This is a genomic window from Salinisphaera sp. C84B14 (assembly GCF_040361435.1).
In the GTDB taxonomy this organism is placed as follows: domain Bacteria; phylum Pseudomonadota; class Gammaproteobacteria; order Nevskiales; family Salinisphaeraceae; genus Salinisphaera.
In genome coordinates this window covers 25,068-49,684 of record NZ_APNL01000005.1, presented here as the reverse complement: position 1 = coordinate 49,684, position 24,617 = coordinate 25,068, and the positions used below count along the sequence as shown (strand labels likewise).

General features: G+C 64.3%; 21 protein-coding genes. 11 read left to right on the top strand and 10 right to left on the bottom strand.

The window, feature by feature from the left end:
• Positions 1–15: 15 nt before the first annotated feature.
• The 5 genes from C84B14_RS05570 to C84B14_RS05550 all read left to right on the top strand — a co-directional run bounded on the left by C84B14_RS05570 (position 16) and on the right by C84B14_RS05550 (position 5,708).
• Positions 16–1,128: a DUF1615 domain-containing protein gene (locus tag C84B14_RS05570; RefSeq protein ID WP_293623783.1), complete on the top strand. Its 1,113-nt coding sequence runs from the start codon at positions 16–18 to the stop codon at positions 1,126–1,128.
• A gap of 135 nt (positions 1,129–1,263) precedes the next feature.
• Complete coding sequence (locus C84B14_RS05565) at positions 1,264–2,100, top strand: transporter substrate-binding domain-containing protein (protein ID WP_293623782.1); 837 nt, start codon at positions 1,264–1,266, stop codon at positions 2,098–2,100.
• Between the two features lie 9 nt (positions 2,101–2,109).
• Complete coding sequence (locus tag C84B14_RS05560; RefSeq protein WP_293623781.1) at positions 2,110–2,931, top strand: amino acid ABC transporter permease; 822 nt, start codon at positions 2,110–2,112, stop codon at positions 2,929–2,931.
• Position 2,932: 1 nt separating this feature from the next.
• On the top strand, positions 2,933–3,688 hold the full coding sequence (locus C84B14_RS05555) for an amino acid ABC transporter ATP-binding protein (protein WP_293623780.1): 756 nt from the start codon (positions 2,933–2,935) through the stop codon (positions 3,686–3,688).
• Between the two features lie 253 nt (positions 3,689–3,941).
• Positions 3,942–5,708, top strand: coding sequence for a sensor domain-containing phosphodiesterase (locus C84B14_RS05550; RefSeq protein ID WP_293623889.1), 1,767 nt, complete (start codon positions 3,942–3,944; stop codon positions 5,706–5,708).
• Between the two features lie 46 nt (positions 5,709–5,754).
• On the opposite strand, the gene sbcB is transcribed toward C84B14_RS05550, so the two are convergent.
• From sbcB to C84B14_RS05535, 3 genes are all read right to left on the bottom strand, one after another.
• Positions 5,755–7,194: an exodeoxyribonuclease I gene (gene sbcB, locus C84B14_RS05545; protein ID WP_293623779.1), complete on the bottom strand. Its 1,440-nt coding sequence runs from the start codon at positions 7,192–7,194 to the stop codon at positions 5,755–5,757.
• Between the two features lie 34 nt (positions 7,195–7,228).
• The gene (locus C84B14_RS05540; RefSeq protein ID WP_293623778.1) at positions 7,229–9,124 is read right to left on the bottom strand and encodes an ABC-F family ATP-binding cassette domain-containing protein; all 1,896 of its coding nucleotides are present in this window, start codon (positions 9,122–9,124) and stop codon (positions 7,229–7,231) included.
• Positions 9,125–9,214: 90 nt separating this feature from the next.
• Positions 9,215–10,531: a DEAD/DEAH box helicase gene (locus tag C84B14_RS05535; RefSeq protein WP_293623777.1), complete on the bottom strand. Its 1,317-nt coding sequence runs from the start codon at positions 10,529–10,531 to the stop codon at positions 9,215–9,217.
• 302 nt (positions 10,532–10,833) lie between these two features.
• On the opposite strand from C84B14_RS05535, the gene C84B14_RS05530 reads away from it, so the two are divergent.
• Positions 10,834–11,955: a CNNM domain-containing protein gene (locus tag C84B14_RS05530; protein WP_293623776.1), complete on the top strand. Its 1,122-nt coding sequence runs from the start codon at positions 10,834–10,836 to the stop codon at positions 11,953–11,955.
• Positions 11,956–12,075: 120 nt separating this feature from the next.
• Complete coding sequence (gene moaB / locus C84B14_RS05525) at positions 12,076–12,591, top strand: molybdenum cofactor biosynthesis protein B (protein WP_293623775.1); 516 nt, start codon at positions 12,076–12,078, stop codon at positions 12,589–12,591.
• 188 nt (positions 12,592–12,779) lie between these two features.
• Here moaB and ppa read toward each other — a convergent pair whose 3' ends face one another.
• Both ppa and C84B14_RS05515 read right to left on the bottom strand, forming a co-directional pair.
• Positions 12,780–13,313, bottom strand: coding sequence for an inorganic diphosphatase (gene ppa, locus C84B14_RS05520; RefSeq protein ID WP_293623774.1), 534 nt, complete (start codon positions 13,311–13,313; stop codon positions 12,780–12,782).
• A 75-nt stretch (positions 13,314–13,388) separates the two neighbouring features.
• Positions 13,389–14,651, bottom strand: coding sequence for a 6-phosphofructokinase (locus C84B14_RS05515; RefSeq protein WP_353222465.1), 1,263 nt, complete (start codon positions 14,649–14,651; stop codon positions 13,389–13,391).
• A 182-nt stretch (positions 14,652–14,833) separates the two neighbouring features.
• On the opposite strand from C84B14_RS05515, the gene C84B14_RS05510 reads away from it, so the two are divergent.
• Positions 14,834–15,391: an adenylate kinase gene (locus C84B14_RS05510; protein WP_293623772.1), complete on the top strand. Its 558-nt coding sequence runs from the start codon at positions 14,834–14,836 to the stop codon at positions 15,389–15,391.
• A gap of 12 nt (positions 15,392–15,403) precedes the next feature.
• Here the strand turns inward: C84B14_RS05510 and rnd are convergent, their stop codons facing one another.
• Positions 15,404–16,576, bottom strand: coding sequence for a ribonuclease D (gene rnd, locus C84B14_RS05505; RefSeq protein ID WP_353222463.1), 1,173 nt, complete (start codon positions 16,574–16,576; stop codon positions 15,404–15,406).
• A gap of 15 nt (positions 16,577–16,591) precedes the next feature.
• Here rnd and C84B14_RS05500 point away from each other — a divergent pair, with 15 nt between their 5' ends.
• The gene (locus tag C84B14_RS05500) at positions 16,592–17,122 is read left to right on the top strand and encodes a type 2 periplasmic-binding domain-containing protein (protein WP_293623770.1); all 531 of its coding nucleotides are present in this window, start codon (positions 16,592–16,594) and stop codon (positions 17,120–17,122) included.
• A 23-nt stretch (positions 17,123–17,145) separates the two neighbouring features.
• Positions 17,146–18,498, top strand: coding sequence for a UDP-N-acetylmuramate:L-alanyl-gamma-D-glutamyl-meso-diaminopimelate ligase (gene mpl / locus C84B14_RS05495; protein WP_353222461.1), 1,353 nt, complete (start codon positions 17,146–17,148; stop codon positions 18,496–18,498).
• A gap of 512 nt (positions 18,499–19,010) precedes the next feature.
• On the opposite strand, the gene C84B14_RS05490 is transcribed toward mpl, so the two are convergent.
• The 4 genes from C84B14_RS05490 to C84B14_RS05475 form a co-directional block, all read right to left on the bottom strand.
• Positions 19,011–19,292: an EF-hand domain-containing protein gene (locus tag C84B14_RS05490; protein ID WP_353222459.1), complete on the bottom strand. Its 282-nt coding sequence runs from the start codon at positions 19,290–19,292 to the stop codon at positions 19,011–19,013.
• 329 nt (positions 19,293–19,621) lie between these two features.
• Complete coding sequence (locus tag C84B14_RS05485) at positions 19,622–20,992, bottom strand: sigma 54-interacting transcriptional regulator (protein WP_353222458.1); 1,371 nt, start codon at positions 20,990–20,992, stop codon at positions 19,622–19,624.
• Entirely contained in the window at positions 20,993–21,628 is a 636-nt protein-coding gene (locus tag C84B14_RS05480; protein WP_353222457.1) for a hypothetical protein, read from the bottom strand. It lies immediately after the preceding gene.
• Entirely contained in the window at positions 21,618–23,114 is a 1,497-nt protein-coding gene (locus C84B14_RS05475; RefSeq protein ID WP_353222455.1) for a HAMP domain-containing sensor histidine kinase, read from the bottom strand. Before C84B14_RS05475 ends, C84B14_RS05480 begins: the two co-directional genes overlap by 11 nt.
• A 95-nt stretch (positions 23,115–23,209) precedes the next feature.
• On the opposite strand from C84B14_RS05475, the gene pmbA reads away from it, so the two are divergent.
• Positions 23,210–24,583, top strand: coding sequence for a metalloprotease PmbA (gene pmbA, locus C84B14_RS05470; protein ID WP_353222454.1), 1,374 nt, complete (start codon positions 23,210–23,212; stop codon positions 24,581–24,583).
• Positions 24,584–24,617 lie beyond the last annotated feature (34 nt).

Genomic DNA, 24,617 nt, shown 5'->3' with positions numbered 1-24,617 from the left:
GGCAGAGTCGCGCTCATGTCGAGTGTCGTTGCTACCCGCGCGCTGCGCGCAGTCGTTGCCGTGAACCTGTTGTGGCTGGCCGGCTGTGCCGCGCTGCGCCCTACCGAGATGCCCCGCCGGCCGCCCGCCGAGGTGCGCGCCGAGCTGGTGTCGCGCATGCCCGCGAGCGTGGACGATCGCGCCGGCTGGGCAGCCGATATCGAAACCGCTTTCGCCGCGCAGAATATCGAGGCGTCGAGCTCGAATCTGTGTGCGACGCTGGCGGTGATCGCCCAGGAGTCGTCGTATCGCGCCGCGCCGGTGGTGCCCGGTCTTGCGCGCATCGCCCGCGGCGAGATCGAACGGCGGGCGGCAGCCGCGCATATACCCGATTTTCTGCTCGACAAGGCCCTGGGGCTGGAGTCCGCCAACGGCCAGACTTATGACGAACGCCTGGCTACGGTACGTACCGAAAATGATCTGAACGATCTGTTCGAGGAATTCATCGACCGCGTGCCGTTGGGCAGCACCCTGTTCGGCGGCTTCAACCCGGTGCAGACGGGCGGGCCGATGCAGGTGGCGATCGATTTCGCCGAAGACCATGCCGAGGACTATCCCTACGCCGATGCCGAGTCGGTACGCGAGGAAGTGTTCAGCCGCCGCGGCGGGCTGTATTTCGGCATCCTCCATCTGCTGGGCTATGAGGTCGATTATCCGAGCCCGCTCTATCGCTTTGCCGACTACAACGCCGGCTGGTATGCCAGCCGCAACGCGGCGTTTCAGCGGGCGGTAAGCCAGCTCACGGGCACCGATCTCGCCCTCGACGGGGATCTGATCTCGTACCGGGCGTTCTCGATCAGCAACACCGAACGGGCCACCAAGTCGCTGAGCGATCGTCTGGAGATGGATGAAGGCCCGATCCGTCGCGACCTCACCAAGGGCAGCGGCCCCAACTTCGAGCAGACGCGGCTCTATCAGCGTGTCTATGCGCTGGCCGATACCCAGGCGGGCGAACGGGTGGCGCGGGTAATCCTGCCCGGTATCGAGCTCGAAAGCCCGAAGATCACCCGCAACCTCACCACCGCCTGGTTCGCCGAGCGGGTGTATTCGCGCTGGCAGGCCTGCATGCGTCAGCCGGGGGCAGGCTAGGCAATACAGACTTAACAGGCCCGCATCGGGTGCCAGCGCGTTGCGCAAAGGTCGTATTGCCGGGGTGTCCGGCCAATGTGGCAGACTCATTGCAAGGGGAATTTGACGATATAACGACACCCAACGGGGAAGTTCATGGTGATCGCTTCAACGCGCCGTCTCGGCCGCCTGGCCATACTGTTTTCTGCCGGTCTGCTGGCCTTGACGCTCTCGGCCTGCAGCCAGGACGAGGGCGCCACCGTCGACGGTATTCATCTGGTCAATGCCGACGCATTGACGGTGTGTACCCATATTCCCTACAAGCCCTTCCAGTTCACCGGCGATAACGGGGAAGTGGTCGGCTTCGACGTCGATCTGGTCGATCTTCTGGCCCAGGATCTGGGCGTGGAGACGCATGTGGTGAGCGTGGACTGGAACCAGATCACGTCGGGGGCGGTGCTCGCCGCCGGCACCTGCGATCTGGCCATGGGCGGGGCGACGATCACGCCCAAGCGGGAAGAGGCGGTACTGTTCTCGGACCCGTATTTCAACGCGACCCAGGCGCTGCTGGTGAAAAAGGGCAGCGATTACGAAAGCCTTGAAGATCTGCAAGGCAAGCGCCTGGGCACCCAGACCGATACCACCGGCGCAATCTATGCCGACAAGCACGCCGAGCAGTACGGCTATACGACCGTGGTATTCGACGATCTCGCCCTGGAAACCACTGCGGTGAGTGCGGGCAAGGTTGATGCCGCCATCAACGACAACGGGCCGCTGTATCAGTACGCAGCGGACAACCCGGATACCGAGATCGCGGCGGAATTTGATACCGGCGAGCGCTACGGCTTTCTCGCCAAAAAGGACGACGAAAACGCACAGAAGCTCATCGAGCGACTCAACGAAGCGCTGGCCAAGGCCCGGGAAAACGGCCGCTACGACGAAATCTTCAAGAAATGGTTCGGCCAGGTGCCGGGCACGATCAACGAACAATAGCCGGCTGGCATGACGACCCGGCAAGGCGGGGCGGCGCCCCGCAGGACGAGCCCGCGTATTCGGGCCCGGCGTATTCGTGCCGTGCAGTACGCGCTGCTGGTGGCGATGGTCGTCGCCGCGGCCCTGCTGGCGGACTGGGCACAGATCGGCCGGACCTTCTTCGATCCCGGCCTGATCCGCGATACCGTCATGCACGGCCTGTGGCTGGCGCTTTGGAACACGCTGGTCTATACCGCGGGCGGCTTCGTTCTGGGGCTTGTCGCCGGCACGCTGCTGGCGATGATGCGTCTGTCCGACGTCGGGCCCTATCGTTGGCTGGCCACTGTCTATATCGAGTTCTTCCGGGGCCTGCCGGCGCTGGTGGTATTCATGGCGTTTTCGTTGCTGCCGCTGGCGTTCCCCGGCCTGGCCATGCCCTTGCCGCCCTACGGCACGGTGTGGGCGGCCCTGGGCATCGTGGGTAGTGCCTATATGGCCGAAACCATTCGCGCGGGTATCCAGGCGGTGCCTCGCGGGCAGATCGAGGCGGCGCGTTCACTGGGCATGTCGGCCAGCCAGGCCATGTGGCGGATCACCCTGCCACAGGCATTCCGGATCATGATCCCGCCGTTGACCAACGAGCTGATCATGCTTATCAAAGACTCTTCGCTGGTCTTCATCGTTGGCCTGTCGGCGGCCAATTTCGATCTCACCAAATTCGGACGGGCCGCGGCCAACAGCAATGTGAATATCACGCCGCTGGTGGTGGCGGGCCTGGGTTATCTGATCATCACCCTGCCGCTGTCGATCATCGTACGGCGCATGGAAGCGGCGGCGTCACGGGGGCGGTGATATGAGCCAGGCCGAACCGCTGGTCGAAATTCGCGGGCTGAACAAGTACTTCGGCCCCAACCACGTGCTGCGCGATATCGATTTCAGCGTGGCGCGCGGCGAGGTCGTCTGCGTGATCGGGCCTTCGGGTTCGGGCAAGTCCACGTTGCTGCGCTGTGTGAATCTGCTGGAGACGCCGCAGGCCGGCACGGTTCGGGTCAACGGCCGGGAGCTGACCGACCCCGACTGCGATATCGATGCCGCACGCCGCCAGATCGGCATGGTGTTTCAGCAGTTCAATCTGTTCCCGCATCACAACGCGCTGGATAACTGCACCCTGGCGTTGACGACGGTATTGAAGAACAAACGCGAGGTTGCCGAGCGGATCGCTCGCGAAAACCTGGAACGGGTGGGGCTCGGCGACAAGCTGGATGCTTATCCGGCGCGTCTGTCGGGCGGCCAGCAGCAGCGGGTCGCGATCGCTCGGGCGCTGTCGATGGATCCGGCGCTGATGCTGTTCGACGAGCCCACCTCGGCACTGGATCCCGAGCTGGTGGGCGAAGTGCTGTCGGTCATGCGCCGCCTGGCCGCCGAGGGCATGACCATGATCGTGGTCACGCACGAAATCGCCTTCGCGCGCGAGGTGGCTGACCGGGTGGTGTTCATGGACGGCGGCGGCATTGTCGAGCAGGGCCCGCCGGCGACGCTGCTTTCTGCACCGCGCGCCGCGCGCACCCGCGACTTTCTCAAGCGCGTGCTCGTACCGGTTGCCGACTGAGCCGATTCCCGGTATACGCCGAATCGACCGGTTCGGCCTGGCCTGCAGCCTCGGCCCAAGGCTTTTTTCGACCGCTTGCCGTGCCGCCGTGGCAGCGCGCCGGGCATCGGCGCGGGCGCTCAAGTCGTACTTGCAACAGTCGATAGATACTGCTGAGTAACGCGCAGGTCGCGCAGTCAACAATCTCCCGGTCGCATGCATGAAAACGGGTTCAACAGCGCAACGAGTGGCAGACCCTGAACGCTTGAGAGAAGTGCGTTCGCTCAATCTGCTGGATACGCCTTTCGAGGATCGCTTCGACCAGTACACGCGACTGGTGGCGAGCGTATTCGATGTGCCGACCGCGCTGGTAACGCTGGTCGAGGCCGACCGGCAATGGTTCAAATCGATGGTGGGCTTCGACCGGCGCGAGACGCCGATCGAGGAATCGTTCTGTGCCTACGCGCTGCCGATGGACCTGCTGTACGTGCCCGATGCAACCAAGGACCGTCGTTTTCACGACAACCCGTTGGTGGTGGGTGAGCCGCATATTCGCTTCTATGCGGGCGCCGTTCTGAAAGGGCCGTCCTGCGAACCGCTGGGTACGCTTTGCGTGATCGACCAGCGCCCGCGCGAGTTTTCGGATGCGGATAAATGGCGACTGCTGATGTTCGCCCGCATCGTCGAAAGCGAGATCAATCTGCATATGCAGTTCGACCATTGGTCGGTGGGTCTGCAGCACAAGGCGATGTACGACTCGATCACGGCGCTCCCGGGGCGCGCGCTTTTCGAGGAGCTGGTGGCGAGCACCTGGGAGCAGGCCGCGGGTGCGGCCAAGACGTTGACCCTGGTGCATTTCCATCTCACCAACTTTGAAGTCCTGCATTCGCTGGCGGGGCAGCCAGGCTGCGATCACGTGATGGCGACGATCGCGCGCCGGCTGGAGCGCAACGTACGTGGCGAGGATCGTATCGGCATGCTGGGCGCCGACCGTTTCGGGCTGGCGATCACCTGGGGGCCGGGCGGCCCGGATGAATCGCTCGAGCGCGTCAAACTGCTGGTGCGCACGCTCGCCAAACCCGTTGACTACAAGGGTACGCGTCTGCCGATCGAAATCGCGGCCGGCGTGAGCCGTGCGCCCCACGATGCCGCGGACGTGGAGACCGTGCTGGCCCATGCGCGCATGGCGGCCGCGGACGTGCGGCACGGCGGCCCGCGCGTGCGCTGCTATTCCAGCGACGTGCATCGCAGCGTGGCGCACAGCCACGAGCGTCAGTACCGACTGGCGGAAACGCTGCGCTCGGATGCCCTGGACCAGGTTTATCAACCGATCGTGGAATGCAGCAGCGGCCGTATGATCGGCGTGGAGGCGCTGGCACGCTGGACCGACGCCCAGTGGGGCCCGATCAGCCCGGCCGAGTTCGTGCCGATTGCCGAAGCCGATGCCGATCTGCGCCGCTTGTTGACCCGGTGTACGCTCAACAGCGCCTGCAAGCAGGTTGCGCGTTGGCGCGAGCAGTTCGATTTCGCCCCCTACGTGGCGGTGAATATTGCCGGGGCCGAACTTTACTGCGATGACTTCGCGGATATGGTGGCCGGTCTGGTGGCCGAGCATCAGGTGCCGGCAACCAGTCTGGTGCTCGAGATTACCGAGCAGAGCGTGATCACCGACGTGGAAACCGCGGCCAAGACCATGAACGCGCTACGTCAGCAGGGGTTTCGCTTCGCGATCGATGACTTTGGCACGGGCTATTCGTCGCTGCGCTATCTGCAGCAGCTGCCCCTGGATATCCTCAAGATCGATCGCAGTTTTACCCAGCTGATCACCCAGGACACGACCAGCCACGAGCTCACTGTCGGCATTCTCCAGATTGCGCGCACGCTCAACCTGGCGGTGGTCGCCGAGGGTGTGGAAACGGCCGAACAGTATGCGGTGCTCCAGCAGCTGGGCGCCGGGCATATCCAGGGCTTTTTACTGGGCCGGCCGCAGCCGGCGGATGCGATCAGCGAGCAGCTCGAGGCGTTGCAGCCGCCGCGCTGAGCGTCGTTGTCGCCTCCCGCGGCAGCGGGTCGGGCCTGTCGTGTCGCTATAGCCGTTGCCGCAGTTTCGCGCTCCAGGCCTTGAGATCGAGCAGCAGCTGCAGTTGGGCCGGCTCGCCCTTGACCCGTTCCATGAGCTGGGCGATGAGTTCGTCGTAGTCGTCCAGCGTCAGGCCGCCGTCCGGCGCGAACTCCAGTCGTTTGGATAGCCAGTTGTTCCAGTCGTCGCGTTCGGCGTCGACCAGCGTTTGCGGGAAATGCCGGGCGCGATAGCGAAACAGCAGCTCGTTGAGGCGGTTGTCCGCGAACACGATCGCGCCGTCTGCCAGATCGGCGGCCGAGGTACGACGCACCTGGTCGGCCAGCTTGCGGTCGGCATCGCCCACAAAACCATCGTAGAGCGCGGCTTCGGCGTCGCCGTCGGGCTCGAAGGCGTGGGCCTCGAATACCGCTGTCGCCTTGGCTTCAACCTCGGCGAGCCGGTCGTGAATGGCTTTCCAGTGGCGTCGGCACTGGTTGATATCCAGATGCAGCCGCTCGGCCTCGCTGTCGCGCATCATTTCGAACGGCGCAAGCACCGGGCATTTGTTCAGGTGTACGCCCTTGAGCGCGACGCGCGGCGTGTCTTCCGGCAGATCGGCCGCGGGCGTGAAGATACGCTCGAATATCTCGTCTGGCGGCAGTTCCAGCAACGGCGCCGGGTCGACGCGCAGATCGTAGACGATCACGCAGTTCTTGTTGCTCGGATGCGCCGCAATCGGCATGACCGGCGACAGACAACCGTTGGCTGCCGGAAACTTGGACGACACATGCAGCGCCGGTTTGCGCGTGTCCATGTCCAGCATCTTGCGCGCGCTGTGCTTGTCGCGATTGTTCACGACATAGTCGAACAGCTTGGGCTGTTTGTCGCGGACGAGTTTCGCCAGGCCGATGGTGGCATGCACATCGGATAACGCGTCATGCGCACGTTCCTGAACCAGATTATTGGCCGTGGCCAGATGTTCGAGCTTGAAGCTCGGCGCGCCGTCTTCGCGCTGCGGCCATTCGATGCCGTCGGGGCGCAGGGCATAGGCCAGGCGCACCATGTTGATGATGTCCCAGCGCGAGCAGCCGTTCTGCCATTCGCGGCCGTACGGGTCGAAGAAGTTGCGCCAGAGCGTGTGGCGGGTGACTTCGTCATCGAAGGCCAGGCTGTTGTAGCCCACGCTGCAGGTGCTGGGCACGGCCATTTCGGCGACGATGGTTTCGATGAATTCGGGCTCGGGCACGCCGCGCTCGAGTGCGATCTGGGGGGTGATGCCGGTAATCAGCGTGGCTTCGGGATGGCCGAGCATATCTGCCGGCGGTTGGCAGTAGAGCACCACCGGCTCGCCGACGATGTTGAAGTCCATATCGGTACGAATGCCGGCGAACTGGGCCGGCTTGTCACGACGCGGGTCGGCGCCGAAGGTTTCGTAGTCGTGCCAGAAATAGGTGGGCGTGCTCATCGGCTACTCGTTGGGCGGCGTTGGTTGCAAACGCTCAGGAGGTGGCCTGGGCCTGTTCCAGTGCCTCGGCGTTTTCCATCCATTGCGCCTCGGCCTTGTCGAGCTGTTTGCGCAGCTTGCCCTGTTCCTGCGACAGGCGTGCAATCTCGGTCTTGTTGCCGTAGACGCTGGGCTTGGCCATTTCCTTTTCGATGGCGGCGATCTTTTCCTCGAACTTGGCCATATCGGACTCGGCCTGCTTGAGCGCGCGGCGCAGGGGCTTTTCGCGTTCCCGCTGGGCGGCGGCATCGCGACGGGCATCCGCGCCACTGCCGCCGGGCGTGGTGGCCTTTTTGGGCTTGTCGCTGCCTTCGCGGGCGGCGTTCTGGCGGGTCAGCCACTTGGCATAGTCGTCCAGATCGCCGTCGAAGGGCATGAGCGTGCCGTCGTCGACGCGCCAGAGCTGGTCGCAGGTGGCATCGATAAGGTGACGATCATGGGCGATCATGATCACCGCACCGGTATAGCCGGCGAGCGCGGTTTCCAGGGCGTGGCGCATGTCCAGATCGAGATGGTTGGTCGGCTCGTCGAGCAGGAGCAGATTGGGCTTGTCGTAAACCACCAGGGCGAGCGCAAGGCGGGCCTTTTCGCCGCCCGAGAAGGGGGCGATGGGCTCCAGGGCCTTGTCGCCGTGGAAATCGAAGCCGCCGAGAAAGTCGCGGATCTCCTGTTCGGAGGCGCGCGGCGCCTGGCGTTGCAGGTGGGTGGCGGCACTGGCGTTGTCGTCGAGCACTTCCAGCTGGTGCTGGGCGAAATAGCCCACGCGGGTGTATTTGTCGTGCTGGACGTCGCCGCTGATCGGGGCCATCTCCCCGGCGAGCAGCTTCATGACCGTGGACTTGCCGGCGCCGTTGCGGCCGAGAATTGCCAGCCGGTCACCCGGCACGATCTGCATCTTGATGCCGCCGACCAGGGCCACGCCGTCGTAGCCGGTATCGGCGTTGTCCAGCCGCAGCAGGGTCTCGGGCAGGCGGTCGGGGGTGCGGAAATTGAAGGAGAACGGCGTATCCCAGTGCGCCGCCTCGACTTTTTCCATGCGCTCCATCTGCTTGAGCTTGCTCTGGGCCTGGCGCGCCTTGGTTGCCTTCGCCCGAAAGCGGTCGACGAAATCCTGGAGTTGGGCGAGCTTTTTCTGCTGGTTTTCGTAGACGGCCTGCTGTTGCAGCTTGGCCTCGGCGCGCATGCTCTCGAACTCGGAGTAGTTGCCGGTATAGAGCGTCGCGCGCCCGCCTTCCAGATGCAGCGTATGGCTGATCAGGGCATCGAGAAAATCGCGGTCATGCGAAATGATGATCAGCGTGGCAGGGTGGCTGGCCAGGTATTCCTGCAGCCAGAACACCGCGTCCATATCCAGATGGTTGGTCGGCTCGTCGAGCAGCAGCAGGTCGCAGCGGCGCATGAGCGCGGCGGCCAGGTTCAGGCGCATGCGCCAGCCGCCGGAAAACGAATCCAGCGGTGCTCGATGGGTGTCCGGCGCGAAGCCCAGCCCGTGCAGCAGCTTAGCCGCCCGGGCGGTAGCCGAGTAGCCGTCGATCTCGGCCATGCGGCCATGCAGTTCGGCCATGGCATTGCCGTCGACTTCTGCCTCGGCCTTGGCAAGCTTGGCTTCGACCGCGCGTAGTTCGGTGTCGCCATCGAGCACGAAATCCAGCGCGGATTGTTCGCCGGCCGGGGTGTGCTGACGCACCGTGGCAATATCCAGATGCGCCGGAATCTCGGCCTCGCCGGCATCGGGCGAGAGCTCGCCGAGCATCATGGCGAACAGGCTGGACTTGCCGGTGCCGTTCTGGCCCACGATGCCGATACGCTGGCCGGGCTGGAAACGCACGTTGACTTTTTCCAGCAGCTTGCGCGATCCACGGCGCAGGGTGAGGTCTTTGAAAGCGATCATGGGCGCTATTGTAAATGAGGCGGGCTATTCGGCCCGGAAATGAATCGGCCCGCGCGTGGCGGGCCGAATCGGGTCAGCGAACGGGTCGGCTCAGGAGCCGTTACCGCCACCGCCCCCACCGGAGCGGTTGCCGCCCCGATTGCCGCCGCGGCTGCGCCGCCGCTGCTGATTGCGACCGGGCGCGTTGTTGCCGCCGCCACCGCCGCCGCGTTTGGGCGGGCGGTTGCCGCCGCCGTTGTTCGGCCGCCGTGCGGGGCGCTCGTCGGCCTCGTCGTTTTCGCCGGCGCGCATGTCCACGCCCTCGACGGTCATGCGTTCGATCTGCTTGCCGATGAGCTTTTCGATGTCCTTGAGCAGCTTGCGCTCGTCGGGGCCCACCAGCGACACGGCTTCGCCGGCTTCACCGGCACGTCCGGTACGCCCGATACGATGGACATAGTCTTCCGAGACATTGGGCAGTTCGAAATTCACCACATAGGGCAGCGATTCGATATCGATACCGCGGGCGGCGATATCGGTAGCGACCAGCACCTGGATATCGCCGTTCTTGAAGCCGTCGAGCGCCTTGGTACGCGCGTTCTGGCTCTTGTTGCCGTGCAGGGCCGCGGCCGGCAGACCGTCGCTGTCGAGCTGTTTGCACAGGCGATTCGCGCCGTGCTTGGTACGGGCGAACACCAGCACCTGATGCCAGCCGTTTTCCTTGATCAGGTGGCTGAGCACCGCGCGCTTGCGCGGTTTTTCCACCATCACGACCTTCTGGTCGATACGATCGGCGGTGGCGTTGCGCGGGGCGACGTCGATCTCGACCGGCTTGTGCAGCAGGTTGGCGGCGAGCTTACGGATATCCTTGGAGAAGGTCGCCGAGAACAGCAGCGTCTGGCGTTTTTCCGGCACGTACTTGAGCACGCGCTTGATATCGTGGATAAAGCCCATGTCGAGCATGCGATCGGCTTCGTCGAGCACCAGCGTCTGGATGTTCGACAGGTCGGCATGGCCTTCCTGGAGCAGGTCGAGCAGGCGGCCGGGGGTGGCGACGACGATATCGACGCCTTTCTTGAACTGGGCGATCTGGGGCTGATAGCCAACGCCGCCGAAGATCACGGTCGAGCGGATCGCACCGGACTTGCCGTAGGTACGCACCGATTCGTTGACCTGGGCTGCCAGTTCACGCGTGGGGGCGAGCACCAGCACGCGCGGCTTCTTTTCCTGGCTTTCGCCCAGTCTGTGCAGCAGCGGCAGGGTGAAGGCCGCGGTCTTGCCGGTGCCGGTCTGGGCCGCGGCGAGTACGTCCTGGCCATCGAGTACGGCCGGAATGGCCTTGGCCTGAATAGGCGTGGGTTCGCTATAACCGGCAGCGGCGACCGCTTCGAGAAGCGACGGCGCCAGGCCGAGTTGATCAAAGGGCATAGAGAGTCTTCCATTGGGCTGCGGCACATCATGAACACGAGACATCCGCTGCCGCATGGCATGATGGCGTGGATCGCAGCGCCGCGAGAAAACGCAGGGCTGCAACGACCGGCTCGCGGGGGCGAGCGTGGCGTACACCGCGATAAAGCGCGGGCGCCGGGCCGAATAGCCCACTATACGCGCCGGGATGACTGAACGATAGCCGCGAACTAGAACGAATCCGGCGACGGTGTGTCGCAGGGTGCAGGCAAATCAACTAAAACAATGCGCGCGCCGCGAGGGCGTGAGCGAGTATGGGTGACATGGCGCTACTTCTTCTCTATCTACTTCTCGCGCTTGGCGTGTCCTTTCTTTGCTCGGTGCTGGAAGCGGTGCTGCTATCGATCACGCCCTCGTATATCGCCCTGAAGCAGAAGGAGGGCGGGCATGTCGGCGAGCGCCTGGATTCGCTCAAGTCGGATATCGATCGACCGCTGTCGGCGCTTTTGAGTCTGAATACCATCGCCCACACCATCGGTGCGGCAGGCGTGGGCGCGCAGTCGCAGCAGGTCTTCGGTAACGGCTATCTGACCGCCACTTCGATCGTGCTCACGCTGCTGATCCTCGTTATTTCCGAAATCATCCCGAAAACGCTCGGTGCGAACTACTGGAAACAGCTCGCGCCAACGGCGGCGCTGTTGCTGCAATGGATGACCAAGGCGCTCTATCCGCTGGTGGCGCTGTCGATGGTCATCACCAAGCTGCTTACCCCCAAGCACACCGGCCCGGCCTTCTCGCGCGACGAGTTCCAGGCCATGGCCGACCAGGGCGAGGCCGAGGGCGTATTCGATATCGAGGAATCGCGCATCCTGCGCAATCTGCTGCACTTTCCCTCGCTGCGGGTGAAGGACGTACTCACCCCGCGCGTGGTGATGATGGCCTTTACCGAAAATCAGACCGTGACCGAGGTGTTCGAAACGCTGGGCACGCGGCGTATTTCGCGCCTGCCGGTGTTTTCCGAAGACGGCCACGAAATCACCGGCTTCGTGCTGCTCTCGGACGTGCTCAGCGAGATCGCCCGCGATCGCCACGATACGGCGCTGTCGGCGATTCAGCGCGATGTGCTGGTCGTGCCCGAATCCCTGTCGCTGTACGGGCTGTTTCGCAATCTGCTCGAGCGCCAACAGCAGCTGACCGTCGTGGTCGACGAGTACGGCGATATCGTGGGCGTGGCGACCATGGAAGACGTGGTCGAAACCATGCTCGGCCTGGAAATCATGGACGAGGGTGACAAGGTCGAGGACATGCGGGTGATGGCACGCGAACAGTGGAAGCGGCGTGCGCGCAAGCTCGGCCTCATCGAACAGGACCTCGACGAGGACGAGGGGGCTGCCCGTCGACGCGCCGCGGCCCGGCATGAATCCTCGGCCGGCTCGCCGGTCTGACGGCGTTTTCAAACGTCGCGGGCGCATCGGCCGGACTAAACAACATTTCTTTGCTTCGGCCGATGCCCGTAACGCCTTGTGGCATCGTGGGCGGCCTTTAGGTACACGCCAGGACATGCCATGAGCGATCGATTCGTCCCTTTGCATATCGCCGTACTCACGGTATCGGATACCCGAACCGAGGCCAGCGACAAGTCGGGTCGGCTGCTGGTCGATCGGATCGAGGCCGCCGGCCACCATTTGTACGAAAAGGCCATCTGTACCGACGACATGCACGAAATTCGGGCCCGGGTCGCACGCTGGATCGCGGACGAAAAGCCGGATGTGGTCATCACCACCGGCGGGACCGGGCTGACCGGGCGCGATGTCACCCCGCAGGCGGTCGAGGTGCTTTTCGACCGGCGTATCGACGGCTTCGGCGAGATGTTCCGGGTGCTGTCCTACGACACGATCGGCACGTCGACGTTGCAGTCGCGCGCGATCGCCGGCGTGGCCAAGGCGACGTTCATCTTCTGTCTGCCGGGCTCGACCGGCGCCTGTGCCGACGGCTGGGACAAGCTCATCGCGGATCAGATCGATGCCCGTACCCGGCCCTGTAATCTGCAGGAGCTGCTGCCACGCCTGACCGAGCGCTAGTCGGGCCCCTTCTTATGTATGGAACTCGGTTGGCCGCGCTCGATGGGCAGGTTGTCCGCAAATGAACGCGAAGGCGCGCAAAACGCGCATACGAAAAAGCCCCCGCCGGCGAACCGGTCGGGGGCGTTTCGGTCTGTGCAGCCCGTCGATGCCTTCAGGCATCGGGACTGACAGCGGCCGTAGGTCGATCAGCCCTTGTTGTAGGCCTCGATCGACTTGTTGATTTCGGCCTTGGCTTTTTCAGCGCCTTCCCAGCCGGTGATCTTCACCCACTTGCCTTCTTCGTGATCCTTGTAATGCTCGAAGAAGTGCTGGATCTTGTTTTTCAGGCGTTCGTCGACGTCGCCCAGATCCTTGATGTCCTTGTAATAGTCGGTGGCGATCTTGTCGGTGGGTACGCACAGGATCTTGGCATCCAGGCCGGATTCGTCCTCGGTGCCGAGTACGGCCACCGGACGTGCCTTGATCACGCAGCCGGGTACGATCGGCTCGGGGGTGAGCACCAGCACGTCGACCGGGTCGCCGTCGTCGTACAGCGTCTGCGGCACGAAACCGTAGTTGGCCGGGTAGTGCATGGCCACGTTCATGAAGCGGTCGACCATGAGACAGTTGGTGTCCTTGTCGACTTCGTACTTGACCGAGCTCGAGCCTTCCACGATCTCGATAACGACGTTGACTTCGTCCGGTGCTTTCTTGCCCGGTGTAATGGCTTCAAAGCCCATTGCAGACCCCTTGCGAAGGTGAATAATCGAATTTGTGGCGACCGATTGTAACCGATGACTTGCCGCTGAGTGGTTTCAGACCTCGAACCCCTCGCTGAGCTTCTTTTCCACGGCGACGTTCTTCAGGCGTGCGTACTGCGGCAGCCCGTCGGCATAGGGCGGATAGGATTCGCCGGCGATCAACGGCTTGAGATAGCGCCGGGCGGCTTCGGTGATATGAAAGCCGTCTTCGCTGATGAATTCGCGCGGCATCATCTTCTCGACGTTGGCCACTTCATCCAGCGGCGCTTCGCCGATGGTCCAGCGATAGGGCTCGTCGGATTCGCGCACGATCGAGACCATGATCCCGGACTTGCCGGCCACCGCGTATTCCACCGCGGCGCGGCCCACGGCATAGGCCTGTTCCACGTCGGTCTGGGAGGCGATATGGCGTGCCGCGCGCATGAGATAGTCGGCGATCGCGTAGTGGTATTTGTAGCCGAGCTTGTTCTTGATCAGCTCGGCCAGCGTCGGCGCCATGCCGCCAAGCTGCTTGTGGCCGAAGGCATCGGTGCTGCCGGCGTCGGAGAGGAACTCGCCGTCGGCGTTGCGTACGCCCTCGGAGGCCACGATGGTGCAATAGCCGTGGCGCTTGACCGTGTCATCGACCTTGGCCAGGAATTTTTCCTCGTCGAAGGCGATTTCGGGGAACAGCAGCACGTGCGGATCCTGGCCGTCGGCCTCGCTGGCCAGGCCGCCCGCGGCCGCGGTCCAGCCGGCATGCCGGCCCATGACTTCCAGGATGAACACCTTGGTCGAGGTCTTGCACATGCTGGCCAGGTCGAAACCGGCCTCGCGAATGGATACCGCGGTGTATTTGGCTACGCTGCCGAAGCCGGGCGAGCAGTCGGTATGCGGCAGGTCGTTGTCCATGGTCTTGGGGACGTGGATCGCCTGGATCGGGTAGCCCATCTTTTCCGACAGCTGGCTGATCTTGAGGCAGGTATCAGCCGAATCGCCGCCGCCGTTGTAGAAGAAATAGCCGATATCGTGGGCCTTGAAGACCTCGATCAGGCGTTCGTACTGGGCACGGTTGTCGTCAAGGCCCTTGAGCTTGTAGCGCGCCGACCCGAAGGCGCCGGCCGGGGTGTGCTTGAGTGCGGCGATCGCACCGGCGGATTCGGCCGAGGTATCGATGAGATCCTCGGTGAGCGCGCCGACGATACCGTCGCGCCCGGCATAAACGGTGCCGATCTTGTCGCTGTGTTCGCGCGCGGCTTCGATCACGCCGGCGGCCGAGGCGTTGATGACGGCAGTCACGCCGCCGCTCTGGGCATAGAAGGCATTCTTTCGGGTCATGGGTTCATCCTGGCTGATCAGATGCGCCGCAAAGCATACTTGAGAGTCGCGGGTCTCGAAAATTGACTTGCCCAAGGCGAATCATTAACGTCGGCCGTTCGTTCGTGCGCGTGCTCGGGTTTGTGTGCGCCGAACGCTCTACCTTCTGGTTGTGACAACGCCAAGCCGTGCGCGGAGAAATCATGCTGAAAATCGTCCTGCTGGGTGCCCCGGGGTCGGGCAAGGGAACGCAGAGTGAAAAGCTGGTCGCCGAATTCGGCGTACCGCAGATTTCCACCGGCGATCTGCTACGCAGCGCGGTAGCCAACGAGACCGAACTCGGCAAGAAGGCCAAGTCGGCGATGGATGCCGGCGAGCTGGTCTCCGACGATATCGTGGTCGGCATGATTCGCGAGCGCCTGGCCGAGAACGACACCGAGAACGGCTTCATCCTGGATGGTTTTCCGCGCAGCCTCGATCAGGCCAAGGCGCTGGACGAACTGCTGGCTGAGATGGATCGCCCGCTCCAGGGCGTGGTCCATATCAAGGTCGACAACGAAGAGATCGTGCAGCGGCTCATGGCGCGCGGCCGGGCCGACGACAACGAAGAAACCATTCGCAATCGGCTCAAGGTCTATCAGGAACAGACCCAGCCGCTGGTCAAGTTCTACGAAGACAAGGGTCTGCTTACGGCGGTGGCCGGTGTGGGCGAAGTCGACGAGATCTATGCCCGTATCAAGGCCGCCCTGCCGGCCGGCTGACCGCAAGGCATTCTAGGAACCCGATACGCCGGAGCCGGATGCGGCTTCGGCGTTTTTTATGGCCGCGAGTACGGCCTCGCCGGCAACGCCCGCGCGCCAGCCGCCGAGCAGGCGCAGCTCGCGCTCGCCGGCAACCAGTGCGGCGATTTCCTTGCGGCTGGCCAATGCCGAGGCGGCGATATCATGGCTTTCGGCACGCTCGGCCAGCGTATCCATACCGATCTTGATGAGGCGTTTTTCTTCGTCGCTCGGGGGTGTCGGTAGCGGAGCGATCGGCTCGGCCGGGCGTTCGGCGGCCTCCTGCAGGCAGGCGAGAAGGGCCTCGCCATGGCGGCCCCGGGTCTTGGCCGGCAGCGCCCGGATCTCGCTCATGGCCTCGGTATCCCGGGGCCCGCGTTTGGCCAGTTCGACAACCGCATCATCGGCAAGAATCCAGCGGCGTGGGCGGTCGCTGGCCATGGCTTCACGTTCGCGCCAGTCGGCGATGACGGCCAATGCCTGCTGCTGGGCGGGCTTGAGCCGATGCCAGCTCTTGATACGCCGCCAGGCCTGCGTGGTGTCCACATCGAAGCGTTGCGTGTCGATCATGCGTTCGAAGTCCTCGGCCAGCCAGGCTTCGCGCTCGTGTTCGACCAGTTTCTGGCCGATGACGTGATAGGCCACCGCCAGATACCGTACGTCGTCGGCCGCATAGTCCAGCGCGCCGTCGGGCAGCGGGCGTTTGCTCCAGTCGGTGCGGGTATGGGCCTTGGGCAGGTCGATATTCAGCAGGGCATCGATCAGGCGGGCATAGCCCATCTGGTCGTCGAGGCCGAGCAGGGGCGCAGCAACCTGGGTATCGAACAGCGGTGCGGGCAGGGCGCCGAAGCGCTGGTAGAGCACTTCCAGATCCTGCTCGGCGGAATGAAACACCTTGAGTACGTTGGTATCGGCGAGCAGGGCGGCCAGCGGTTCGAGATCGTCGAGCGCGATTACATCGATGAGTCCGACTTCCTCGGCGTCGGCGATCTGCACCAGACACAGCTTCGGGTAGTACGTGCTCTCGCGCAGGAATTCGGTATCCACGGCGATCCAGTCGCGCTTTCGCATGCGCGCGGCGAAGTCGGCGAGCGCCGCGCCATCGGTGATCGTGACGACGTGCTCGGGTGGCTTCGGTATCATGCCCTGTGCTCTGACAAGCTTCATAAGGATGTCTTATCCATGGTTTTTGCGCGGCGGGTGATCGAATTAATGCTGCTGCGGCGTGGCCCCCAGGATATGCCCGGGGACTCGACGACGCTCATCGGCTGTGCTGCGGCCTATTGTATCTTGTTGTTTCTGCAGGTCGGCCTGTTGATGCCGGCGCCCGCGGCCGCGCTGCAGGCGCTGCTGGCAACCGCATTGCTGGCCCTGTATGTGCGCACTGTGCTGCGTATCCGTCAACTGCCCAACCGCTTCAATCAGACCGCGACCGCGTTGTTTGCCTCGGGGGCCACGCTCACCCTGATCATGCTCGCGCCCACCCATGCGATGGCGCCTTATCTGACGGCGCTGGGCCAGGCGAGCGATCCGCAGGCCGTGGACATGCCGCCCACCTTCGTCACCCTGTCATATGTGGCCATGGGCTTCTGGGGGCTGGCGATCTATAGCCATGTCTATCGCAACGCCCTCGATGCCAGTCTGTGGCTGGGCGTGGGCGCGACCATCGCCTTCGAAGTGCTGCTGCTGCTCGTGTTCTCGTTGCTGGGTTAGTTTTTCGATCCGAGGTTTTCTCAATGCATGTCCATATTCTTGGCATCGGCGGCACCTTCATGGCCGGTGTCGCGCTGCTGGCGCGGGCGGCCGGGCATACCGTGACCGGCTCCGATGCCGGGCTCTACCCGCCGATGAGCACTCAGCTGGCCGAGGCCGGTATCGATGTGATGGACGGCTATGCGGCGCATCACCTCAAGCCTGCCCCCGACCAGGTGATCGTCGGCAATGCGATGAGCCGCGGCAACCCGGCGGTGGAATACACCCTCGATGCCGGTCTGGACTATATCTCCGGGCCGCAATGGCTGGCCGAGAACGTCCTGCGATCGCGCTGGGTGCTGGCCGTGGCCGGCACCCATGGCAAGACCACGACGGCGAGCATGCTCGCGCATATCCTCGAACATGCCGGTATGGCGCCGGGGTATCTGATCGGCGGTATCGCGGCCGATCTCGGCCAGTCGGCCGCAATGGGCGAAAGCGACTTCTTCGTGGTCGAGGCCGACGAGTACGACACGGCCTTTTTCGACAAGCGTTCGAAGTTCGTGCACTACCGTCCGCGTACGCTGGTGCTCAACAACCTCGAGTTCGATCACGCCGACATATTCGATGATCTGGAAGCCATAAAGCGCCAGTTCCATCATCTGGTGCGTACGGTGCCCGCGGGCGGCCAGATCGTGCACAACGCCGCTGATTCCGCGCTCGACGATGTGCTTGCGCGCGGCTGCTGGACGCCGACGACCGGCTTTGCCGATGCCGGTGCCGACTGGCAATACGAGCCGCTGGCAGCGGATGCGAGCCGTCTTCGCATTCGACATGAAGGCCACGATGTCGGTGAGCTGAATTGGCGGCTCACGGGGGCGCATAACGCAGCCAACGCGCTTGCAGCCATCGCGGCGGCCCGGCATGTGGGGGTCGTGCCAGGTCAGGCCATCGAGGCGCTGTCCTGTTTTTCCGGCGTGAAACGCCGTATGGAACTGCGTGGTAAGCCTCGCGGCATTCGTGTGTTCGACGATTTCGCCCATCACCCGACCGCGATCCGGACCACCCTGGCCGGCCTGCGCGCAGGCCACGAGAAGGGGCGGGTACTCGCGGTGTTCGAGCCGCGCTCCAACACCATGCGCCGCGGCGTGCACGCCGAGACCCTGGCCGCCAGCTTTGCCGATGCCGACCACGTATTCGTCTATGACGCAGACCTGGACTGGAACGCGGCCGAGGTCTTTGCCGGGTTGGGCGAAGGCGTTACCCGCTGCAGCGATCTGGACACGCTGGTTACAGCCATCGCGGCCATGGCGGCGCCAGACGACAGCGTGGTCGTGATGAGCAATGGCGGTTTCGGCGGCATCCACGCCCGCCTTCTGGAGGCGTTGGCCGGCTGACGATCGGCGCGCTGAAAGCGCCCATAAAAAAACCGCATCGACTGCGGTTTTTTTATCTCCGAGGAGAAAGTTCGCCGAGGCCGGGCCGTACCACGTCGAGGCACGAGGGGGGACCGGGAGACGCCGACCCGGCCCTGGCGAAAGCGTAGGCCATCGTCTTGGCGATGAGCCGTTGTAAAGTTCGCCGAGGCCGGGCCGTACCACGTCGAGGCACGAGGGGGGACCGGGAGACGCCGACCCGACCCTGGCGAAAGCGTAGGCCATCAATCTGGCGATGGCCGTTGTAAATTTCGCTTTGGCCGGGCCGTACCACGTCGAGGCACGAGGGGGGACCGGGAAGACGCCGACCCGACCAAGCGAAAACTGTCATACACGCCGCCATCTGCGTACGCGTATCGATTTAATTTCGCCTGTGCCGAGCCGAACCACGCCGAGGCACGAGGGGGGGACCGGGGAGACGCCAGCCCGACCAGGCGAAAACTGTTGGCAGCGCTGCTGCCGAAAACTCCTTGTTACTGCTCTTCGCTTTCCTGCGAAGACTGCATGTCCTTCATGTAGCGCTGGAACTCGTCCTTGTCGACCTTGCCGTCGCCGTTCTTGTCCATTTCGTCGAACTTGGCTTCCCAGGGCGTACCCGCGACTTCTTCGGGCGAGAGCGAACCATCCGCGTCCGCGTCCATCGTTGCCCAGGAGGCCGAAGCCGTTTCAGCGGCCGTCGCCTGGCTTATCGACAGCGCCGTTCCGAAGGGAATGGCGATCGCGATACCGGCAATAACTGCATAGCGCTTCTTCATGACTGATCAACTGCGATGCGTTTCTGAGTACACCTAGAGCAACCGTCGTGCCAGTTATTAAAAAGCAATAGTTATCAATAGTTTAAGAAGATTTTGGTGGCGCCGCCTGCGCTTGTGTCGGCATCGGCAGGCCATGGACGACAAAGACTGTTGCCGACCGGCGACGCTATTCGGAATCGAATTATAAGCCACTGTAAATAAGGGGTTTTTATTGTCGCCAATAAGCGACATTTGCGCGGCTTCAACGGATAGGGAATGTCGCCTCAGGGCAACGCCGAGCCTAGGCGTGTCGTCACAGGATAAGGCGGCGCATCGGCAGCCAAGCTGCGCTATTGCTCGTTCTGGCGCTTGTAATCGTTGGGGTCGATGACGTGGCGGCCCAGGAGCTTGTAGAACTCGGTGCGGTTGCGCTTGGCCAGACGTGCGCTGCGTGCGACGTTGCCCTCGGTGATGCGCAGCAGCTGTACGAGATAGTCCCGTACGAAGGCATCCCGGGCTTCGGCGAGTGGTTGCAGCGCGGCCGCGGCGTCCGAGCGGCCGCTGTGGCCGGCCAGCGCCTTGTCCACCGCCTGGGCGGAGATGACGTGGCCGCGGGTCAGGGCCACGTTCTGTTCGACCACGTTGGACAGCTGTCGGATGTTGCCGGGCCAGTGGTGGCGACACAGCGCTTCCATGGCGTCCGGGGAATAAACGCGGGTGCGTCGCCCCGAGCGGTTGGCGATCGTTTCCAGAAAATGGCGAGCCAGTGGCGCCACGTCTTCCGGGCGTTCGCGCAAGGCCGGCAAGGCGAGGGTGACCACGGCCAGACGGTAGTACAGATCTTCGCGAAAGCTCTGTTGCTCGATCGCACGGCCCAGATCGCGGTGGGTGGCCGATATCACGCGCACGTTGACCGGCAGTGATCGTGCCGAGCCGACCGGACGCACCTCGCGTTCCTGGAGTACGCGCAGCAGCTTGACCTGCAGCGTCATCGGCATATCGCCGATTTCGTCGAGGAAGACGGTGCCGCCTTCCGCACTCCGGAACAGGCCCTGCTGTGCCTGCTTGGCGTCGGTGAAGGCGCCTTTTTCGTGACCGAACAGCTCCGATTCGAGCAATTGTTCGGGCATGGCGCCGCAGTTGATCGCCACGAACGGGGCACGTGAACGCGGGCTGGCATCGTGGAGTGCCCGGGCAAGCACTTCCTTGCCGGTGCCCGATTCGCCGGTGACCAGCACGCTGGTGTCGCTCGCCGCGACCAGCTTGGCTTCGTCGAGCAGACGGTGCATCAACGGCGAGCGGGTGACGATGCGCGAACGCCAGATCTGTTGCCAGTCCTCACTGCCGACGCCGGTCTGTTCAAGCGCCTGGTCGACGCGTGCCAGCAGCACATCCTTGTCCACCGGCTTGGACAGAAAATCCAGCGCGCCGCCCTGGGTGGCCGCCACGGCCTCGGGGATGGTGCCGTGGGCGGTCAGCAGGATGACCGGCAGGTTGGGATGGGCATGGCTCAGGCGTTCGAGCAGGGCCATGCCGTCCATCTCGTCCATGCGCAGATCGGTGATTACGCAATCCGCGCCGTAATTATCCAGTGCACGCAGTGCGGCCAAACCGCTTTCCGCGGTTTCGACATGATGTCCGGCGCCTTCCAGACGCAGCGCGAGCAGCCGGCGCAGGCTGGGGTCGTCGTCGACCAGCAGGATCTTGCCGCCGCGCGCCATTTAAGGTGTGGACTCGCCGAGACGCGTCTCGATTTCCGCCAGTTCCCGCAATTTGCGGCGGGCATCATCGAGTTCTCGCTCGAGTTCGCGAATATGGGCGCGTTGCTGGGAGCCGGGGTCCTGCGCTGAGGGCGAAAGCGGTTTGTTGGCGGACGCCGGCGCAGCCCCGATGTCGGTGGCCGGATCGCCGCCTGCCGTGTTGCTGGCACTTTCGGTATAGAGACGCGCGAGGTCGCTCAGGTATTGAACGGCCGCCGGGCTCCAGTGGGCATCGTCGGCGCTGAGCGCGCGCTGGGCATAGCGGGCTGCCTCGTCGGGCGTATAGCGGCGCTGGCCGGGGGTCCCAAAGGCCAGGGCGAGATGCGCGTAGCTATGCGCATCCGCGTCGTTCTCGACCTCTTCGCGCGCCAGACTGACTGCACGGGCGCGTGCTTCGGGCGTGGCCTGACGCAGTTGGGCCGCATAATCGAGCAGATCGAGTACCGGATCACGCTCGTTGGCCAGCGGCATGGCGGGCGAGGTTTCGACCCGATCGGCCAGCGCCGAGGCAGGTTGATCGGTCGTGCAGCCGCCCATCGTCGCAGCCGTGGCGCATAGCGCAATCGCGATCCAGGTGCTGCGTACTTCAAACGGCATGGCGATCGGGGATCTCCACTGTGAACTGGGCACCGCCGCCGGGCGCATCGGTGACATCGATACGCCCGCCGTGGGCCTGTACGCATTCGCGCACCACGGACAGACCGATGCCGGTGCCGCGCAGCGCGCCGCGGGCGTGGGTCTTGCTGTTCGTGCCCTGGTAGAAGGCGTCGAAGATCGCGCTGCGTTCCTGCTCGGGCACGCCCGGGCCCTGATCGCTGATCACGATCGTGGTCGCCGCGACCCGACGGTCGGCGGCGAGCGTGACGGTGGATCCGGTGGGTGCGAACTTCACCGCGTTGGCGAGTAGATTGTCGACAATAAGCTGCATACGGTCCCGGTCGGCCGTGATTTCCATGGTTGCGCCCGGCGTGATCACCTCGAGCGTCTTGCCCTCGATCGTAAGCCGCTGACGGGCCACGATTGCCTCGAAGAGCGCGTTCAGGTCGAAGCGCTCATACTCAAGTTTAGCGTGTTGCTGCTGCCAGGCTGCAAAGTCCAACAGATTGTCGATGAGTTTGGCCAACTCGATGCTGTTCTGCTGCAGTATTTCGGCCACGTCGGCCTGGGACGCGTTGAGCTTGCCCACGGTGCCGTCGCGCAGCAGATCGGCGCCTTCGCGGATGCTGGCCAGCGGTGTCTTGAGCTCGTGCGACATGTGGCGGATGAACTGCTGCTTTTCGTTTTCCAAGGTGGCCAGCCGGCGGCGCATCCAGTCCAGCCGCGCGCCCAGCGCATCGAGTTCGACGGTGGGCGCGAATACCTTGATTTCCTGTGAGAAATCGCCGTCGCCAAGACGGGTGACGGCCCCGGAAATCTGGCGCAGCGGGCGGGCGATCACCACCACGAAGAGCGCGGTGAGGGCCAGCGTGCCCGGAATGAGCGCGAACACGCACAGCAGCAGGAAAAAGCGGGCATCGGCGGCCGTGGCCTGCAGACGGGCCAGCTCGCGGTCGATGAACACATTGCCCTGCTGGGTTATGAGGTCGGTTTCGCGCTGCATGTCGGTCAGTTCTTCGATCACGCCGCCTACGTCGGCCGGGCGGGCGCGCAGCCGCTCGGCGAGCGCGCGCGCCTGGCGGCGCAGGGTATCGAGGTTCCAGCCCGGCAGGGTGTCGAGCTCGAGCGCGCCGAGCGCGTCGAGCATGGCGTCGAATTCCTGGCTCTGGCGTTCGAAACGCTCCACCAGCTCGTCGCTCTGCAGTACGCCGTACTGGCGCGCGCTGCGTTCCATGCCTACCAGCAGCGAGCCCAGGCGCTTGCTGTAACGGGTCACTTCCACGCCTTGCAGTACCAGGCGTTCGCTCTGACCGGTCAGCCGGTCGACATAGGTCACGCCGAAGAGCACCGCCACGATCAGCGGCAGGGCGACCAGGCCGAAACTGCTCAGCAGCAGCCCGGTGATCGAACGGGGGCGAAATATCAGGCGGCGCCGACGGTGCTGCTTGCGCGGCGGCTCGGCGACGGCGGAAACGGGACGCGACATGGGTACAGCATAGCGTGAACGACGCCGACGTTGCGTCGGCAGGCCCTGCGGGGCTAACGTCTGGCGCTTGTTTTGCGTCCCGAGAGACCCCCTGCATGACCGGCTTTTCTGCAGTCGATACGTCACCCGCTGAAAGCGAGAGCGGCCTGCCACAACTGGCCTGGCTGGAAGCACGCACGCGCGAGTTGCTTGCCGAAGCAGAGCGTCGCGGCGCCGATCAGGCCGAGGTATCGCTGTCGGCTTCGCGGGCGCTTTCGGTGACCGCCCGAGCGCGCCAGCGTGAATCGGTCGAGCACGAAGGCGATCGCGCGGCGAGCCTGACCGTTTACTGCGGCCAGCGTAGTGGCAGCGCTTCCACGACCGATCTGACCGGCGACGGGCTGCGTGCCGCCCTCGACCAGGCGCTGACCATCGCCCGCTTTACCGAAGCCGATACGTTTGCCGGACTCGCCGATGCCGAGCTCATGGCCGGCGAACAGCCCGATCTGTCGCTTTATCATCCCTGGTCGCTGGATGCCGAGCAGGCGCTGGAAATGGCGCTGGAACTCGAGGCCGCCGCGCTCGATTACGATGAACGTATCGCCCAGACCGAGGGCGCCACGGTCGCCAGTCGCGACGGTGTAAGCGTCTACGGTAACAGCCACGGCTTCGTCGGCGGCGAGCGCGCCAGCCGCCATGCGCTCAGTTGCCAGCCGCTGGCCCGCGGCGATGCCGGCATGCAGCGGGAGGTCGCCTTCTCGCAGGCGCGCCACGTTGATGATCTGCAGGCTGTCACGGACGTCGGACGCCTCGCCGCCGAGCGCGCGGTTTCACGGCTTGGCGCCCGCACACCGCCGACCACCACGGCATCGGTGCTGTTCACGCCGCGCGTGGCACGGGGGCTGTGGGGACATCTCATCAGCGCGATCAGCGGCGGCGCGCTCTATCGCAATGCCAGTTTCCTCAAGGATCGGATCGATGAATCGATCGCGGTCGATGCGCTGACGCTGAACCAGCATCCACACCGGCCGCGTGGGCTGGCCAGTGCGGCCTTTGACGGCGACGGCGTGGCCACCGCCGAGCGCACGCTGGTCGAGGCCGGCGTGCTGCGTGGCTATGTGCTCTCGGCTTATACCGCCCGCCGCCTGGGCCTGGCCTCGACCGGTAACGCCGGCGGCGTGTTCAACCTCGACGTGGCCCCGGGTATCGATGATTTCGACGCGCTCGTCGCCGGCATGGGGCGCGGGCTGGTGGTGACCGAACTCATGGGCCAGGGCGTCAACCTCGTCAACGGCGATTATTCGCGCGGGGCGGCCGGTTTCTGGGTCGAGAACGGCGAGATCGCCTATCCGGTCGAGAACGCCACGATCGCCGGCAATCTGGCCGAGATGTACCAGGGCATCGATGCCCTGGGCAGCGATGTGGATTTCGGCGCGGCCCTGCGTACGCCGTCGGTGCTGATCGGGTCGATGACGATCGCCGGGCAGTGATTCTGTCTCGTGTTCGTCTGACAGTCCGCAAATG